At 65.1% G+C, this 16,357-nt stretch carries 10 protein-coding genes and 3 rRNA genes; 6 read left to right on the top strand and 7 right to left on the bottom strand.

What is annotated here, in order from left to right; all coding sequences use genetic code 11:
- Together mtrA and mtnA are read right to left on the bottom strand one after the other, a co-directional pair.
- Positions 1-690: a two-component system response regulator MtrA gene (gene mtrA, locus OH809_RS26555; RefSeq protein ID WP_187740742.1), complete on the bottom strand. Its 690-nt coding sequence runs from the start codon at positions 688-690 to the stop codon at positions 1-3.
- 4 nt (positions 691-694) lie between these two features.
- Positions 695-1,837 carry an S-methyl-5-thioribose-1-phosphate isomerase gene (gene mtnA, locus OH809_RS26550; RefSeq protein ID WP_406420119.1) on the bottom strand — a complete coding sequence of 381 codons (1,143 nt, stop codon included), beginning with the start codon at positions 1,835-1,837 and terminating at the stop codon, positions 695-697.
- Between the two features lie 140 nt (positions 1,838-1,977).
- Between mtnA and OH809_RS26545 the strand changes: the two genes are divergently transcribed.
- Genes OH809_RS26545 through OH809_RS26525 form a run of 5 tightly spaced genes read left to right on the top strand, consistent with a single transcriptional unit; the run spans position 1,978 to position 7,428 of the window.
- Positions 1,978-3,180 carry a hypothetical protein gene (locus OH809_RS26545; protein ID WP_406420121.1) on the top strand — a complete coding sequence of 401 codons (1,203 nt, stop codon included), beginning with the start codon at positions 1,978-1,980 and terminating at the stop codon, positions 3,178-3,180.
- Between the two features lie 4 nt (positions 3,181-3,184).
- Entirely contained in the window at positions 3,185-3,874 is a 690-nt protein-coding gene (locus tag OH809_RS26540) for a DUF4129 domain-containing protein (protein WP_406420123.1), read from the top strand.
- On the top strand, positions 3,871-5,109 hold the full coding sequence (locus tag OH809_RS26535; RefSeq protein WP_406420125.1) for a DUF4350 domain-containing protein: 1,239 nt from the start codon (positions 3,871-3,873) through the stop codon (positions 5,107-5,109). Before OH809_RS26540 ends, OH809_RS26535 begins: the two co-directional genes overlap by 4 nt.
- Positions 5,106-6,107, top strand: coding sequence for an AAA family ATPase (locus OH809_RS26530; protein WP_406420127.1), 1,002 nt, complete (start codon positions 5,106-5,108; stop codon positions 6,105-6,107). The genes OH809_RS26535 and OH809_RS26530 overlap by 4 nt, the downstream gene beginning before the upstream one ends.
- A gap of 10 nt (positions 6,108-6,117) precedes the next feature.
- A complete protein-coding gene (locus OH809_RS26525; RefSeq protein WP_406424966.1) occupies positions 6,118-7,428 on the top strand; it encodes a DUF58 domain-containing protein in 1,311 nt (436 codons plus the stop codon).
- A 115-nt stretch (positions 7,429-7,543) separates the two neighbouring features.
- Here the strand turns inward: OH809_RS26525 and rrf are convergent.
- The 4 genes from rrf to OH809_RS26505 form a co-directional block, all read right to left on the bottom strand.
- Positions 7,544-7,660 (bottom strand): 5S ribosomal RNA (gene rrf / locus OH809_RS26520).
- Positions 7,661-7,739: 79 nt separating this feature from the next.
- Positions 7,740-10,864: ribosomal RNA gene (locus tag OH809_RS26515) — 23S ribosomal RNA — on the bottom strand.
- 300 nt (positions 10,865-11,164) lie between these two features.
- Positions 11,165-12,690, bottom strand: a 16S ribosomal RNA gene (locus OH809_RS26510).
- The 16S, 23S and 5S rRNA genes sit together here, the layout of an rRNA operon.
- A 707-nt stretch (positions 12,691-13,397) precedes the next feature.
- On the bottom strand, positions 13,398-14,405 hold the full coding sequence (locus OH809_RS26505; RefSeq protein WP_406420129.1) for a stage II sporulation protein M: 1,008 nt from the start codon (positions 14,403-14,405) through the stop codon (positions 13,398-13,400).
- 119 nt (positions 14,406-14,524) lie between these two features.
- Here OH809_RS26505 and OH809_RS26500 point away from each other — a divergent pair, with 119 nt between their 5' ends.
- Entirely contained in the window at positions 14,525-15,484 is a 960-nt protein-coding gene (locus tag OH809_RS26500) for an RDD family protein (RefSeq protein WP_406420131.1), read from the top strand.
- Positions 15,485-15,680: 196 nt separating this feature from the next.
- On the opposite strand, the gene OH809_RS26495 is transcribed toward OH809_RS26500, so the two are convergent.
- The gene (locus tag OH809_RS26495) at positions 15,681-16,292 is read right to left on the bottom strand and encodes a hypothetical protein (RefSeq protein ID WP_406420133.1); all 612 of its coding nucleotides are present in this window, start codon (positions 16,290-16,292) and stop codon (positions 15,681-15,683) included.
- Between the last annotated feature and the right edge of the window lie 65 nt (positions 16,293-16,357).

The raw sequence follows: 16,357 nt of genomic DNA, 5'->3' as shown, positions 1-16,357 counted from the left end.
TCAGCTCGGTCCGGCCTTGTAACCGACGCCTCGGACGGTCACCACGATCTCCGGCCGTTCCGGATCCTTCTCGACCTTGGAACGCAGCCGCTGGACATGCACATTCACCAGCCGGGTGTCAGCGGCGTGGCGGTATCCCCACACCTGCTCGAGCAGCACCTCACGGGTGAAGACCTGCCACGGCTTACGGGCGAGCGCGACCAGCAGGTCGAACTCCAGCGGGGTCAGGGCGATCGACTGCCCGTCCCGCTTCACCGAGTGACCGGCCACATCGATGACCAGGTCCCCGATGGTCAGCTGTTCCGGTGCCGGCTCCTCGGACCTGCGCAGACGTGCCCTGATCCGGGCAACCAACTCCTTAGGTTTGAACGGCTTGACGATGTAGTCGTCGGCCCCTGACTCCAGGCCCACCACCACATCGACGGTGTCGCTCTTGGCGGTGAGCATGACAATCGGTACACCCGACTCGGCCCTGATCAACCTGCAGACCTCGATGCCGTCCCGTCCGGGCAGCATGAGATCGAGCAGGACCAGGTCCGGCTTGGCCTCTCGAAATGCGGCAAGTGCCTTGTCGCCGTCCGCTACGAACGACGGCTCGAACCCTTCACCACGCAGCACAATCCCGAGCATCTCGGCCAGTGCGGTGTCGTCGTCGACGACAAGGACGCGTCCCTTCATAATCGACATCATCCCATTAGCTAATCGTTACCTGCGATGATCTGGCACACAGCTCTGCCAGTCCGACCCCCGTGACCGGGGAAACTGCACCCTCCTCCGTGACGATCGCCGTGATCAGTTCCGGCGGCGTGATGTCGAATGCGGGGTTGTACGCCTGGGTTCCCAGCGGTGCGACAGACAGTCCGCCCGCTTCCCCACCCGCCCCGATCCGGGGTGGTGTGAGCTCTGTCACTTCCCGTCCGGGACGCTGCTCCACGACGACCGATGCCCCGTCCGGGGTCTGCAGATCCACGGTCGTGGTCGGCGCCACCACAATGAACGGCACGTGATGGTATTTGGCAAGCACCGCCAGCGGATAACTCCCGACCTTGTTGGCCACGGACCCGTCCGCAGCAATGCGATCGGCCCCGATGAGCACGGCATCCACCTCCCCCGCGGCGAACAGCGAACCCGCGGCATTGTCCGTGAGCAAGCTGTACGCCATCCCGTGGCGCGCCGCCTCGTACGCGGTCAGCCGGGCCCCCTGAAGCAGCGGTCGCGTCTCGTCCACCCAGAGCCGTCGTAGCTTTCCCGCCCGGTGCGCCCCGAGCGCCACAGCAAAGGCAGTGCCCTCACCGCCCGAGACGAGCGCCCCCGAATTGCAGTGGGTCAGAAGCTGATGCCCGCCGCCGGGCAGCAGCTCTTCGAGGAGCGCGAGCCCGTATTGCGCCATGCGCCGACTGGCCTCGGCATCCTCCCGGTGCAGCGCCTCGGCCTCTGCCAAGGCCACTGCGGCCGCCCGCTGCGCATCCTCGCCCTTGTCCAGCGCCGCCCAGTACGCCTGCGCCGCGCGCCGCACCCCGTAACCGAGGTTCACCGCGGTGGGCCGCGCCCGCTCCAACAGCCCAGAAGACTCTGCCATGTCGTCGCCCCGGGCCGCGGCCAGAGCGACCCCGTAGGCCCCCGCGATGCCCAGCAGCGGCGCCCCGCGCACGGCCAGGGTCTGAATGGCCCGCACCAGTACCGGCACATCCGTACACAGCAGCTCGACCTCCTCGGCGGGCAACCGCGTCTGGTCGAGAAGCGCCACTGCGGGGCCTTCCGGGGGCTCGGCCCAGCGGATGGAGGGAAGCGCGGGAGGCTCGATGCCCACCGGCGATTGCGCGTCCTGATCAGCCATCCGCCCAGTCTGCACGGTGAGCCGCCCACACATGAAGGTAAGCCGGTGATGGAGCACCCGGCCCGTACCGGAGCAACGCGTGGCACGATGGCTGCCAACCTGCCGCCCCGATGAGCGGACAGGACCGTGAAGGAGCGAGAATGAACGACACTCCGGGCTGGGCCTCGCCCGGATCCGCCCCCTCCGACGGCCAGGAGGCGGGCGTCCCCCGGCCTTCCGAGCCCGTCGACGGCAGCGGCCCTGCGGGAAACTGGTCTTCCATGCAGCCGCCGGCAGGGCAGTGGTCCCCACCGGGCACCTCCGGCAACGGCCCCGGCGCACCGCCACCCGCCCCCGGCTGGGGTGGCGGGCCGCAGGCAGTCGGCTGGGCTCAGCCGCCCGCTGCTGCGAAGCCCGGGGTCATCCCGCTCCGCCCGCTCGGCGTCGGAGAGATCCTCGACGGTGCGGTGTCCACTATGCGCGCCCACTGGCGCACGGTTCTCGGCATCACCCTCACCGTCTCCGTCATCGCCCAGGTCACGATCATCCTCGCGCAACGCTATCTGCTGCCGGAACCCACCTCGGTCGACCCGAACGCAACCGGCACGGAGGCACTCCGTCAGGCCGCCGACTCCATGCAGTCGAGCCTGATCTACAGCGCGCCGTCGACGCTCGTCGCCCTGATCGCGACGCTCGTCACCACCTCCGTGCTCACCATCGTGATCAGCCGCTCGGTGGTGGGCCGTTCCGTCACGCTCTCCGAAGCGTGGGCCGAGGCCCGACCCCGCCTCCTTCAGCTGCTCGGCCTGACCCTGCTCCTGACCCTGATGATCGTCGGCATCATGGCGGTGGGCGTGCTCCCGGGCGTGCTGATCGGCTCCACAGCCGGCGTCGCTCTCGCCCTCCTCGGATTCCTGGCAGCCACCGTCGGCGTCATCTGGCTGATGGTCCGCTTCTGCCTCGCCTCGCCGGCACTGATGCTGGAGCGGCAGTCGATCACCGTCTCGATGCGCCGCTCCGCGAAACTGGTTCGGGGCGCTTGGTGGCGGACGTTCGGCATCCTGATCCTCACCTGGCTGCTGACACTCATCGTGACCCTGATCATCGCGATTCCGTTCGGCATCATCGCGATCATCATGGACGGCGACGGGATGGGAGCGTTCCTCACCGGGAAGCCCACCGACTTCGGCTGGCCTTTCCTGATCATCTCCGGTATCGGCGAGGTGATCATCTCGACGATCACCTACCCGCTCTCCGCCGGTGTGATGGCCCTGCTCTACGTGGACCAGCGCATCCGTCGCGAGGCACTCGACCTCGAACTCGCCCGGGCCGCAGGCCTGCCCGGCTACGACACCAGGAGCTGATGCCGTGTCGGGGGCGGGGGGCGCGACAACAGCACGACTGCTGATCCACGCGAGCAGCGACATACCGGTGGACACTCCACGCGTGCCCGCCCGCGAGGCGGCGAGGCACGAACTGTCCAAACCGATGTACCACGAGAACGACCCGAACCTCCTCCAGCGCGGTCTCGACCGCCTCTGGGCGTGGCTCGGCGATCTCTTCTCCGCAGCCTCGAACACCGCACCCGGCGGACCGCTCGGGCTGATCGTCCTCGTGCTGGTCGTCATCGGTCTGGCCGCCGCCCTCTGGTGGCGGCTGGGCGCCCCGCAACGCACCGCCCGCCCCACCGACGCCCTGTTCGACGACAGCCCCCGCAGCGCCGCCGAACACCGGACCGCCGCCGAGGCACACGCTGCCGCCCACCGCTGGGACGAGGCCGTCCAGGAACGCATGCGCGCCATCGTCCGCTCGCTGGAGGAACGCGCCCTGCTCGACCCCCGCCCCGGCCGCACCGCCGACGAGGCCGCCACCGAGGCAGGCCACTCGCTGCCGGCGCACGCGCTGCCCCTCCGCGCCGCCGCCAGGGAGTTCGACGCCATCACGTACGGCGGCCGGAACACCGACCGGCAGGCGTATCTGACGGTGCGGGACCTTGACCTCGACCTCGAAAACGCCAAGCCCCTGCTGACCGCCCCGGCCCGGGGAGCGGCCGAATGACCGCGCCCACTGCCACCTCCACCGCACCCCCCACCTCGGTCTCCCCCACCCCACGCCAGGTCTGGGCCCGCACCCGCGGTCTGGTGCTCGCTCTTCTCCTTCTCATAGCAGCCGGAATCGTGCTGGCCACTGCACACTCCGGTGCCCAGCACGGCCGACTCGACCCTCGCTCCGCCGATCAGCACGGAAGCCGGGCCGCCGCCGAACTCCTCAAGGACCGCGGCGTCTCCGTACGGGTGGCCACCACACTCGAGGAGGCCACCGCTGCAGTCGGCCCGGACACGACCCTGCTCGTCACCACCCCCGATCTGCTGACACCGGGCCAGCAGCGCGAGCTCCGCGCCGCGACCGCCGGCTCGGCCGGCCGCACCGTCCTCCTCGCGCCAGGTCCCCCGTCCGTGAACACACTGGTCCCCGGGGTCCGCACGACGTCCACCGGACCGGTTGCCCCTCGTGCACCGCAGTGCTTGCTTCCCGCAGCCCACAGCGCGGGAACCGCCGACACGGGAGGCTTCCGCTACACCGCGGACGGCCTCGAAACCCTCGCCTGCTACCCCAGCGGGGGTCTCCCCACCCTGCTCGTGGTCCAGGAGGAGGCCTCCGGCGACACCACCGTTCTCGGCTCCGCGGACTTCCTCTACAACAGCCGTCTCGACAGCCAGGGCAACGCCTCCCTGGCCCTGCAACTTCTCGGCTCCCGCCCACATCTGGTCTGGTATCTCCCCTCGCTCGCTGATCCCTCCGCCACCGGGAACGGCGGAGACAGTGACGACAACGCAGGCCGTGACGACGCCGACAACGACCGCAGCTTCGCCGACCTGATCCCGTCGGGCTGGCTGTGGGGAACCCTGCAACTCGCAGTCGCCGCCGTGCTCGCCGCCATCTGGCGCGCCCGTCGTCTGGGCCCCCTGGTCACCGAACGGCTGCCCGTGGCCATTCGCGCCTCCGAGTCCACCGAGGGCCGCGCCCGCCTCTACCGCAAGGCGAACGCCCGCGACCGGGCCGCCTCCTCGTTGCGCTCGGCCACTCGCACCCGCATCGCCCCGCTCCTCGGGGTTTCACCCCGCAATGCTCACTCCCCCGCGGTGCTCCTTCCCGCCGTCTCCGCACGCCTCAGCGTCTTCGAGGGCGGCCTCGACGCCGTGCTGTTCGGCACGGCTCCGGCCGATGACGCCGCCCTTGTCCGTCTGGCAGACCAACTCGACACCCTCGAAAGAGAGGTACGCACTTCATGAGCGCCCCGCCCCCAGTGCCCGCCGGGACAACCGAGACCGTCGGGAACGACGACGCAGCCCGCGCATCCCTGGAAGCCCTGCGCTCCGAGATCGCCAAGGCCGTGGTCGGCCAGGACCCCGCCGTCACCGGCCTCGTCGTCGCGCTGCTCTGCCGAGGCCACGTCCTCCTGGAAGGCGTTCCCGGCGTGGCCAAGACCCTCCTGGTCCGCGCCCTCGCCGCCTCACTCGAGCTCGATACAAAGCGCGTCCAGTTCACCCCCGACCTGATGCCGAGCGACGTCACCGGCTCTCTGGTCTACGACGCCCGTACAGCTGAGTTCTCCTTCCAGCCAGGCCCGGTCTTCACCAACCTGCTCCTGGCCGACGAGATCAACCGCACTCCCCCGAAGACGCAGTCATCGCTCCTGGAAGCGATGGAGGAGCGCCAGGTCACCGTCGACGGAACCCCCCGCCTCCTGCCGGACCCCTTCCTGGTTGCGGCCACTCAGAATCCCGTCGAGTACGAGGGCACGTACCCCCTCCCCGAGGCCCAGCTGGATCGCTTCCTCCTCAAGCTGACGGTGCCACTGCCGTCCCGCGACGAGGAAATCAATGTCCTGACCCGCCATGCCGACGGCTTCGACCCCCGCGACCTGGTCTCAGCAGGTGTCCGCCCCGTCGCAGGCCCTGCCGACCTGGAATCCGCCCGCACCGCGGTCGCCAAGACCACGGTTTCCCCCGAGATCGCCGGCTATGTCGTCGATATCTGTCGTGCCACGCGTGAGTCCCCCTCGCTCTCCCTCGGGGTCTCCCCCCGAGGTGCTACCGCCTTGCTCTCCACGGCCCGCGCCTGGGCCTGGTTGACCGGCCGTGACTACGTCATTCCGGACGACGTGAAAGCCCTGGCACTCCCCACGCTCCGCCATCGCATCCACCTGCGCCCCGAGGCGGAGATGGAAGGAGTCACCCCTGACTCCGTCATCACCGCAGTCCTCGCCCACGTCCCCGTACCCCGATGAGGCAGTGACCGTGGCCCTCACCGGACGAACAGCGCTGCTCGCCGCCTTGGGGTCACTCCCTGTAGGCATCCTTGCCCCGAGCTGGACGGGCATGCTCGCGGTCAATGCCCCGCTCTCTCTAGCAATTCTGTGCGACTACGCCCTGGCCGCGCCAGTGCGAACGCTCCGGTTCACCCGATCCGGTGACACAGCCGTTCGACTCGGCGATGTTGCGGAAGTGCAACTGACCGTAACCAACGCCTCGCGTCGGCGTCTGCGCGCTCATCTCCGCGATGCCTGGCCGCCCAGCAGCTGGCTCACAGGTACGGAACAGGCGGCGTCCCGCCACAGGCTGGACATCCCGGCAGGTGAACGCCGCCGCCTCACCACGCGCCTGAGTCCCACTCGCCGCGGCGACCGCCGAGCCGAACGCATCACCGTACGCTCCTACGGGCCACTGGGCCTGGCAGCCCGGCAGGGAAGTCATCAAGTTCCGTGGACGGTGCGCGTACTGCCGCCGTTCACCAGCCGCAAGCACTTGCCGTCCCGCCTCGCCAGGCTCCGTGAACTGGACGGACGCACCAGCGTCCTCACCCGCGGCGAAGGCACGGAGTTCGACAGCCTCCGCGCCTATGTCCCCGGCGACGACACCCGTTCCATCGACTGGCGGGCAACGGCACGGCAGTCGGCCGTCGCCGTCCGTACGTGGCGCCCCGAGCGGGACCGCCACATCCTCATCATCCTTGATACCGGCCGCACCTCGGCAGGCCGAGTCGGTGATGTGCCCCGCCTCGATGCTGCAATGGACGCGACGCTGCTCCTCACCGCTCTCGCTACACGCGCCGGCGACCGCGTGGACCTGCTCGCTTATGACCGCCGCATCCGCGCCCAGGTCCAGGGACGCGCCGCGGGTGAAGTCCTGTCGGCCATGGTCACTGCAATGGCACCGCTCGAACCTGAGTTGGTGGAAACGGACGCCCGAGGACTCAGCGCCGCTGCCCTGGCAAGCGCCCCTCGTCGCTCTCTGATCGTGCTCCTCACCAGCCTGGACGCAGCTCCCCTCGAGGAGGGTCTGCTCCCTGTCCTCCCCCAGCTGACTCAGCGCCACACGGTGCTGCTGGCTGCCGTGACCGACCCGCACATCGAGCAGATGGCCGAGGCCCGGGGAACGGTGGACGCGGTCTACGAGGCGGCAGCGGCGGCCCAGACCAAAGCTCAGCGGCAGCGCACTGCAGAGCAGCTCCAGCGCCATGGCGTGGTGGTCGTCGACGCCACCCCGGACCATCTCGCCCCGGCTCTCGCCGATGCCTACCTGGCCCTCAAGGGAGCCGGCCGGCTCTGATCCAACACTCCGTGCCAACCACACCACGCACTCACCATGAGGAGCCGTGGTTGTCACCTGTCCGTGAACGCAGAAAAGCCCCGCACCAGAGGTGCGGGGCTTTCCCGGAATAATTGTTCGGCGGCGTCCTACTCTCCCACAGGGTCCCCCCTGCAGTACCATCGGCGCTGAAAGGCTTAGCTTCCGGGTTCGGAATGTAACCGGGCGTTTCCCTAACGCAATGACCACCGAAACACTATGAAATTAACCAACACCGGGCAACAACACGGCCGTTCGTTATTTCAGAACTAACACAGTGGACGCGAGCAACTGAGGACAAGCCCTCGGCCTATTAGTACCAGTCAGCTCCACCCGTTACCAGGCTTCCACATCTGGCCTATCAACCCAGTCGTCTACTGGGAGCCTTAACCCCTCAAAGGGGGTGGGAATACTCATCTCGAAGCAGGCTTCCCGCTTAGATGCTTTCAGCGGTTATCCTTTCCGAACGTAGCCAACCAGCCATGCCCTTGGCAGGACAACTGGCACACCAGAGGTTCGTCCGTCCCGGTCCTCTCGTACTAGGGACAGCCCTTCTCAATATTCCTACGCGCGCAGCGGATAGGGACCGAACTGTCTCACGACGTTCTAAACCCAGCTCGCGTACCGCTTTAATGGGCGAACAGCCCAACCCTTGGGACCGACTCCAGCCCCAGGATGCGACGAGCCGACATCGAGGTGCCAAACCATCCCGTCGATATGGACTCTTGGGGAAGATCAGCCTGTTATCCCCGGGGTACCTTTTATCCGTTGAGCGACAGCGCTTCCACAAGCCACTGCCGGATCACTAGTCCCGACTTTCGTCCCTGCTCGACCCGTCGGTCTCACAGTCAAGCTCCCTTGTGCACTTACACTCAACACCTGATTGCCAACCAGGCTGAGGGAACCTTTGGGCGCCTCCGTTACTCTTTAGGAGGCAACCGCCCCAGTTAAACTACCCATCAGACACTGTCCCTGATCCGGATCACGGACCCAGGTTAGACATCCAGCACGACCAGAGTGGTATTTCAACGGCGACTCCACAACCACTGGCGTGGCTGCTTCAAAGTCTCCCACCTATCCTACACAAGCCGAACCGAACACCAATATCAAACTGTAGTAAAGGTCCCGGGGTCTTTCCGTCCTGCTGCGCGAAACGAGCATCTTTACTCGTAGTGCAATTTCACCGGGCCTATGGTTGAGACAGTCGAGAAGTCGTTACGCCATTCGTGCAGGTCGGAACTTACCCGACAAGGAATTTCGCTACCTTAGGATGGTTATAGTTACCACCGCCGTTTACTGGCGCTTAAGTTCTCAGCTTCGCCGACCCGAAAGTCAGCTAACCGGTCCCCTTAACGTTCCAGCACCGGGCAGGCGTCAGTCCGTATACATCGCCTTACGGCTTCGCACGGACCTGTGTTTTTAGTAAACAGTCGCTTCTCGCTGGTCTCTGCGGCCACCCCCAGCTCATGGAGTAAATCCAATCACCAGTGATGGCCCCCCTTCTCCCGAAGTTACGGGGGCATTTTGCCGAGTTCCTTAACCATAGTTCACCCGAACGCCTCGGTATTCTCTACCTGACCACCTGAGTCGGTTTAGGGTACGGGCCGCCATGAAACTCGCTAGAGGCTTTTCTCGACAGCATAGGATCATCCACTTCGCCACAATCGGCTCGGCATCAGGTCTCAGACTCATGTGTGACGGATTTGCCTACCACACGCCCTACACCCTTACCCCGGGACTACCACCGCCCGGGCTGGACTACCTTCCTGCGTCACCCCATCGCTTACCTAGTACAAGTCTGGTTCGTCGGCTCCACCACTACCCTCAACTCCGAAGAGATCGGGCCGGCTTCACGGACTTAGCATCGCCTGATTCAGTATTGGGCGTTTCAAAGCGGGTACCGGAATATCAACCGGTTGTCCATCGACTACGCCTGTCGGCCTCGCCTTAGGTCCCGACTTACCCTGGGCAGATCAGCTTGACCCAGGAACCCTTAGTCAATCGGCGCACACGTTTCTCACGTGTGTATCGCTACTCATGCCTGCATTCTCACTCGTGAACCGTCCACAACTCGCTTCCGCGGCTGCTTCACCCGGCACACGACGCTCCCCTACCCATCCCAGCAGGCGTTGGCCCTATACGCTGGAATGACACGACTTCGGCGGTACGCTTGAGCCCCGCTACATTGTCGGCGCGGAATCACTTGACCAGTGAGCTATTACGCACTCTTTCAAGGGTGGCTGCTTCTAAGCCAACCTCCTGGTTGTCTCTGCGACTCCACATCCTTTCCCACTTAGCGTACGCTTAGGGGCCTTAGTCGATGCTCTGGGCTGTTTCCCTCTCGACCATGGAGCTTATCCCCCACAGTCTCACTGCCGTGCTCTCACTTACCGGCATTCGGAGTTTGGCTAAGGTCAGTAACCCGGTAGGGCCCATCGCCTATCCAGTGCTCTACCTCCGGCAAGAAACACACGACGCTGCACCTAAATGCATTTCGGGGAGAACCAGCTATCACGGAGTTTGATTGGCCTTTCACCCCTAACCACAGGTCATCCCCCAGGTTTTCAACCCTGGTGGGTTCGGTCCTCCACGAAGTCTTACCTCCGCTTCAACCTGCCCATGGCTAGATCACTCCGCTTCGGGTCTTGAGCGTGCTACTAAAACGCCCTATTCGGACTCGCTTTCGCTACGGCTTCCCCACACGGGTTAACCTCGCAACACACCGCAAACTCGCAGGCTCATTCTTCAAAAGGCACGCAGTCACGACTGTTGCTCCGAAGAACAACAGCGACGCTCCCACGGCTTGTAGGCACACGGTTTCAGGTACTATTTCACTCCGCTCCCGCGGTACTTTTCACCATTCCCTCACGGTACTATCCGCTATCGGTCACCAGGGAATATTTAGGCTTAGCGGGTGGTCCCGCCAGATTCACACGGGATTTCTCGGGCCCCGTGCTACTTGGGTGTCTCTTAAACGAGCCGTCAATGTTTCAGCTACGGGGGTCTTACCCTCTACGCCGGACCTTTCGCATGTCCTTCGCCTACATCAACGGTTTCTGACTCGTCTCACGGCCGGCAGACCGTGAAAAAGAGATCCCACAACCCCGCATGCGCAACCCCTGCCGGGTATCACACGCATACGGTTTGGCCTCATCCAGTTTCGCTCGCCACTACTCCCGGAATCACGGTTGTTTTCTCTTCCTGAGGGTACTGAGATGTTTCACTTCCCCTCGTTCCCTCCACACTGCCTATGTGTTCAGCAGCGGGTGACAGCCCATGACGACTGCCGGGTTTCCCCATTCGGACACCCCCGGATCAAAGCTCGGTTGACAGCTCCCCGGGGCCTATCGTGGCCTCCCACGTCCTTCATCGGTTCCTGGTGCCAAGGCATCCACCGTGCGCCCTTAAAAACTTGGCCACAGATGCTCGCGTCCACTGTGCAGTTCTCAAACAACGACCAGCCACCCATCACCCCACCCTTACCAGGTGAGTTCACTGGGGCCGGCAACTGAAGGCGACCATGACGGCCGTACCCTCAGATACCCAACAACGTGCCCGACACGACCGATCCCTTCCCACGTTCCACGCCGAAGCAGTACTAGTGAAAAACAACCTGTCGTGCCGAATAGTCAACGTTCCACCCATGAGCTACCACCGTCGAACATTTGCCGACGTAGTGGCCTCTGACCAAGCAAGCTTGGTAAGAAGTGCTCCTTAGAAAGGAGGTGATCCAGCCGCACCTTCCGGTACGGCTACCTTGTTACGACTTCGTCCCAATCGCCAGTCCCACCTTCGACAGCTCCCTCCCACAAGGGGTTGGGCCACCGGCTTCGGGTGTTACCGACTTTCGTGACGTGACGGGCGGTGTGTACAAGGCCCGGGAACGTATTCACCGCAGCAATGCTGATCTGCGATTACTAGCAACTCCGACTTCATGGGGTCGAGTTGCAGACCCCAATCCGAACTGAGACCGGCTTTTTGAGATTCGCTCCGCCTCGCGGCATCGCAGCTCATTGTACCGGCCATTGTAGCACGTGTGCAGCCCAAGACATAAGGGGCATGATGACTTGACGTCGTCCCCACCTTCCTCCGAGTTGACCCCGGCAGTCTCCTGTGAGTCCCCATCACCCCGAAGGGCATGCTGGCAACACAGAACAAGGGTTGCGCTCGTTGCGGGACTTAACCCAACATCTCACGACACGAGCTGACGACAGCCATGCACCACCTGTATACCGACCACAAGGGGGGCACCATCTCTGATGCTTTCCGGTATATGTCAAGCCTTGGTAAGGTTCTTCGCGTTGCGTCGAATTAAGCCACATGCTCCGCTGCTTGTGCGGGCCCCCGTCAATTCCTTTGAGTTTTAGCCTTGCGGCCGTACTCCCCAGGCGGGGAACTTAATGCGTTAGCTGCGGCACCGACGACGTGGAATGTCGCCAACACCTAGTTCCCAACGTTTACGGCGTGGACTACCAGGGTATCTAATCCTGTTCGCTCCCCACGCTTTCGCTCCTCAGCGTCAGTAATGGCCCAGAGATCCGCCTTCGCCACCGGTGTTCCTCCTGATATCTGCGCATTTCACCGCTACACCAGGAATTCCGATCTCCCCTACCACACTCTAGCCTGCCCGTATCGACTGCAGACCCGGGGTTAAGCCCCGGGCTTTCACAACCGACGCAACAAGCCGCCTACGAGCTCTTTACGCCCAATAATTCCGGACAACGCTTGCGCCCTACGTATTACCGCGGCTGCTGGCACGTAGTTAGCCGGCGCTTCTTCTGCAGGTACCGTCACTTTCGCTTCTTCCCTGCTGAAAGAGGTTTACAACCCGAAGGCCGTCATCCCTCACGCGGCGTCGCTGCATCAGGCTTTCGCCCATTGTGCAATATTCCCCACTGCTGCCTCCCGTAGGAGTCTGGGCCGTGTCTCAGTCCCAGTGTGGCCGGTCGCCCTCTCAGGCCGGCTACCCGTCGTCGCCTTGGTAGGCCATCACCCCACCAACAAGCTGATAGGCCGCGGGCTCATCCTTCACCGCCGGAGCTTTTAACCCCGTCCCATGCGGGACAGAGTGTTATCCGGTATTAGACCCCGTTTCCAGGGCTTGTCCCAGAGTGAAGGGCAGATTGCCCACGTGTTACTCACCCGTTCGCCACTAATCCACCCCGAAGGGCTTCATCGTTCGACTTGCATGTGTTAAGCACGCCGCCAGCGTTCGTCCTGAGCCAGGATCAAACTCTCCGTGAATGTTCTCCCGTAATCGGGATGACACACACGAGAGCGGAACGACCGGTCGGAATAGGACCGATCGTTCACAGCGTCCTCGCTGTGTAATTGCCTACCGGAACCGTGAGGCCCGGCAGGACTTTCAAAGGAACCTCGAACCTGCCGAAGCAGGCCGGGGTATCAACATATCTGGCGTTGACTTTTGGCACGCTGTTGAGTTCTCAAGGAACGGACGCTTCCTTTGTACTCACCCTCTCGGGCTTTCCTCCGGGCTTTCCCTTCGGTCTTGCGTTTCCGACTCTATCAGACTCTTTCGTGTCCGATTCCCGGTCGAAGCGGGCCCTCTGCGAAGCAGAAGATTTGTTACTGCGCTTTCCAGTTCTTCGCTTTCGCGTTTCCCTTTCCAGCGGTTCCAACCTTACCAGACTCTTTTTCGTTTCCGTTTCCGGTCCGAATTTGATTCCGGTGGCCTTTGGAGTGGCCTTTGCCTTTCGGCGGATCCGACTTTATCAGAAGCATTTCGGCCGATCTAATCGGCTTCATTGCTCCAGATAAGGTCAACGGCTCTGCGGAAACTCGGTTTCCGTTGAGAGCGAGGTAGACACTAGCTCTTGAGCTCGAACCTGTCCAGTCCGACTCAACCGTTAAAATCTACCTCCCCACGTCCACCATGTCAATGGTTTTCGGGGCGAGGAGAAGACTAGCAGGTCAGCGGGGTCATACGCACATCAGGCAGCGACCGGGAGCTCGGCGCTTCGCTCGGTGGCGTCGAGGTCTCCTGCCTCGCCGGCTCGGGCCGCGCGGCCGCCGAGTATGTAGACGTACGCGAGAAACGCCAGTTCGGCCGCGATACCGATGGCGATACGGGCCCAGGTAGGGAGACCCGAGGGGGTGACGAAACCTTCGATCACGCCCGAGACGAACAGGACCAGGGCCAGGCCGATGGCCATGCCGATGGCGGCTCGGCCTTGCTGCGCGAGGGCGGAGCGGCGGGTCTGCGGGCCGGGGTCGATGACCGTCCAGCCGAGGCGGAGGCCTGTTCCGGCTGCGACGAATACCGCGGTGAGTTCGAGCAGGCCGTGCGGGAGGACCAGGCCGATGAAGGTGTCGAGTCGGCCGGCCGACGACATCAGGCCGATGCCGACTGCGAGGTTGAGTACGTTCACGAAGAGGATCCAGACCACCGGCAAGCAGAGGAACGCCCCCAGGACCAGACACATCGCGGCAGCCTGAGCATTGTTCGTCCAGACCTGGGCGGCGAACGAAGCGGCCGGATGGCTGGAGTAGTACGTCTCGTACTCCCCTCCGGGGCTGGTCATGCGACGGAGGTCTTCAGGGGCGGCGATCGCCGCCTGGACCTCCGGGTGGGTGCCGATCCACCAGCCCATGAGTGCGGCCAGGAGCGTCGAGAGGACGGCCGTGGGTATCCACCAGTGCCTGGAGCGGTAGACCGCTGCGGGAAAGCCGGCGGTCAGGAAGCGGGTGGCGTCGCGCCAGGTGGCCCGGCGGGTGCCCGTCACCGTGGACCGGGCGCGGGCCACGAGCTGGGTGAGGCGCGCGGTGAGCATCGGGTCCGGGGCGCTGGACTGGATCAGTGAGAGATGGGTGGCCGTCCGCTGGTAAAGGGCGACGAGTTCGTCGGCTTCGGTGCCGGTGAGACGGCGCCCGCGGTGCAGGAGGTGGTCCAGGCGGTCCCACTCGGTGCGGTGGGCTGTCACGAAGACGTCGAGATCCATGGTCGGCTGCTGCTCCAGGCATGGGTGCGTACGGGTCCGTACTACTGCGGCGCGCTGCGGGTCAGCTTGGCAGACTGAGCTCCCGAGGGGCAGGGAAGGTCGGCGAAGGGTGGGCGGCAATGAGTGAGCTTGTGACCGGGGACGCGGTCGTGCTGGGGCTGAGGCCGGCGAAACTGCCGAGCCGGGCGCTGGCTCTGGCGATCGATCTCGTCGTGGTGGGGACGGTTTTCATCCTGGTGTCGATCGGGCTGACCGTCGCGACGGTGACGCTGGACGAGGCGGCGAACGCGGCCATTGCCGTCGCCACGTTTCTGCTCGTGCTGGTGGGCGGGCCCATCGCGGTGGAGACGCTCAGCCACGGCCGTTCGCTGGGGAAGCTGGCGTGCGGGCTCCGGGTGGTGCGGGACGACGGCGGGCCGATCCGGTTCCGGCACGCGCTGGTGCGCGGGGCAATGGGGGTTGTCGAGATCCTGATGACGCTCGGGGTCGTCGCATCCATCGCGTCGCTGGTGTCGGCGCGCGGGCGGCGGCTCGGGGATGTCTTCGCGGGGACGCTCGTCGTACGGGAACGGGTGCCGTCGGGGCGGGGTGTCGCCGTGCCGCCTCCGCCGCCATGGGTGGTCGGGCGGTTCGCCGGGCTTGATCTGTCGGCGGTGCCGGACGAGCTGTGGCTGGCGATACGGCAGTACCTGACGCGGATGAACCAGCTCGATGCGGAGGTGGGGTGGTCGATGGCCACGCGTCTGAGTGGGGAGCTGGCCGCGCGTACGGGGGTTCCCGTTCCGGAAGGGGTACCGGCTGCGGCCTATCTGGCCGGCGTGGTGAACGAGCGGCAGGCACGCGATGCGCGGCGGGTGTTCGCCGCTGCGCAGAGAGTTTCCCCGGAGGTCGGGGGTCTGCCTGCGGACGGACAGAGCGGCGTGGAGGGCGCGGGGGGCGTGCGGGCTGCATCGGCGTCCATGGAGTGGCTGGCTCCTGTGGAACCCGTTATCCCTGGGTCTTCTGGGATTTCTGGGGTTTCCGGGGCGGACGGGTCCCCGGTGCGGACTCCGGGCACTGGGTTTGCGCCGCCTGCTTAGACCGACCGGCAATTGGGGGGTGGGTGAAGGAGCGGGGCTGGGGTGCGTGCATCGCAAGGCGGAGGATTGAGCCATGGCGAATGGGGCCTCCCCTGCTCGAGCGAAGCCGAGAGCTCGGGGAACATGGCGATGGACGACAACACCGCGAGGTGCGTGCCCCAGCCCCGTGACGCCGCCCCCCAATTGCCGGCCGGTCTCAGCGAGGGGAGGGCGGGGATTCCAGCTCTTCGAGCTCGATGCCAGGGGCCGAGAGGACCACGTCGCCGGCGATGTGGACGGTGTGCTGTTCACCCGTGTCCAGGGCGCTGACCTGGTATTCGTCCACCATCAGGGGGCCACTGTCAGTGGCATGCGCTTCACTGTTCACCAGGGCCCAGGACTGGTCGACGGTACGGGGGGCGAGGACCGGGTCCGTGAAGGCGACGAGGCGGACGCGGGTCGCGGGGGAACCGGGGGTGAGGCGCAGCAGTCGTGAGGTCGCGACGAGGAATGCGGGGGAAGTGCCGGTGAAGGCGTGGGCGCGGACATTGCCTTCGGTGGCATGGGTACCGATCGGGTCGGTGCGGACCCAGGTGACGCCTTCGAGGGCGGCTCCTCGGATCTGCCAGTTCGCGGCGTGGAGTTCGAGGCGAACGGGGCGGCCGAGTTCGTCGAGGGTGAGGTCGACGGAGCCCAGGTGATCGCCCGAGGGGGCGGTGGTCCGGGAGACGTAGCGCCAGCCGGAGGGGCCTGGGGCGCATTGGAAATGTTCTTGGCCGAGGGGGGTGTGGTCGTGGGGATCGTGGAGCGAATAACGGCCGCGGGGCATGGGGTCCTTCGGGTTCCTCGGGCTGTGCGGGTGCGGTACGACGCAGGCCCCCGACACGGGGGTGC

The organism is Streptomyces sp. NBC_00873 (assembly GCF_045207415.1).
Classification (GTDB): Bacteria; Actinomycetota; Actinomycetes; order Streptomycetales; family Streptomycetaceae; genus Streptomyces.
This window is presented reverse-complemented; position numbering and strand designations above follow the sequence as displayed.

Excerpts from the sequence above, each read along its gene's own strand:
- mtrA (WP_187740742.1), bottom strand. The coding sequence starts at position 690 with ATGATGTCGATTATGAAGGGACGCGTCCTTGTCGTCGACGACGACACC.
- mtnA (WP_406420119.1), bottom strand. The coding sequence starts at position 1,837 with ATGGCTGATCAGGACGCGCAATCGCCGGTGGGCATCGAGCCTCCCGCG.
- OH809_RS26545 (WP_406420121.1), top strand. The coding sequence starts at position 1,978 with ATGAACGACACTCCGGGCTGGGCCTCGCCCGGATCCGCCCCCTCCGAC.
- OH809_RS26535 (WP_406420125.1), top strand. The coding sequence starts at position 3,871 with ATGACCGCGCCCACTGCCACCTCCACCGCACCCCCCACCTCGGTCTCC.
- OH809_RS26530 (WP_406420127.1), top strand. The coding sequence starts at position 5,106 with ATGAGCGCCCCGCCCCCAGTGCCCGCCGGGACAACCGAGACCGTCGGG.
- OH809_RS26505 (WP_406420129.1), bottom strand. The coding sequence starts at position 14,405 with ATGGATCTCGACGTCTTCGTGACAGCCCACCGCACCGAGTGGGACCGC.
- OH809_RS26500 (WP_406420131.1), top strand. The coding sequence starts at position 14,525 with ATGAGTGAGCTTGTGACCGGGGACGCGGTCGTGCTGGGGCTGAGGCCG.
- OH809_RS26495 (WP_406420133.1), bottom strand. The coding sequence starts at position 16,292 with ATGCCCCGCGGCCGTTATTCGCTCCACGATCCCCACGACCACACCCCC.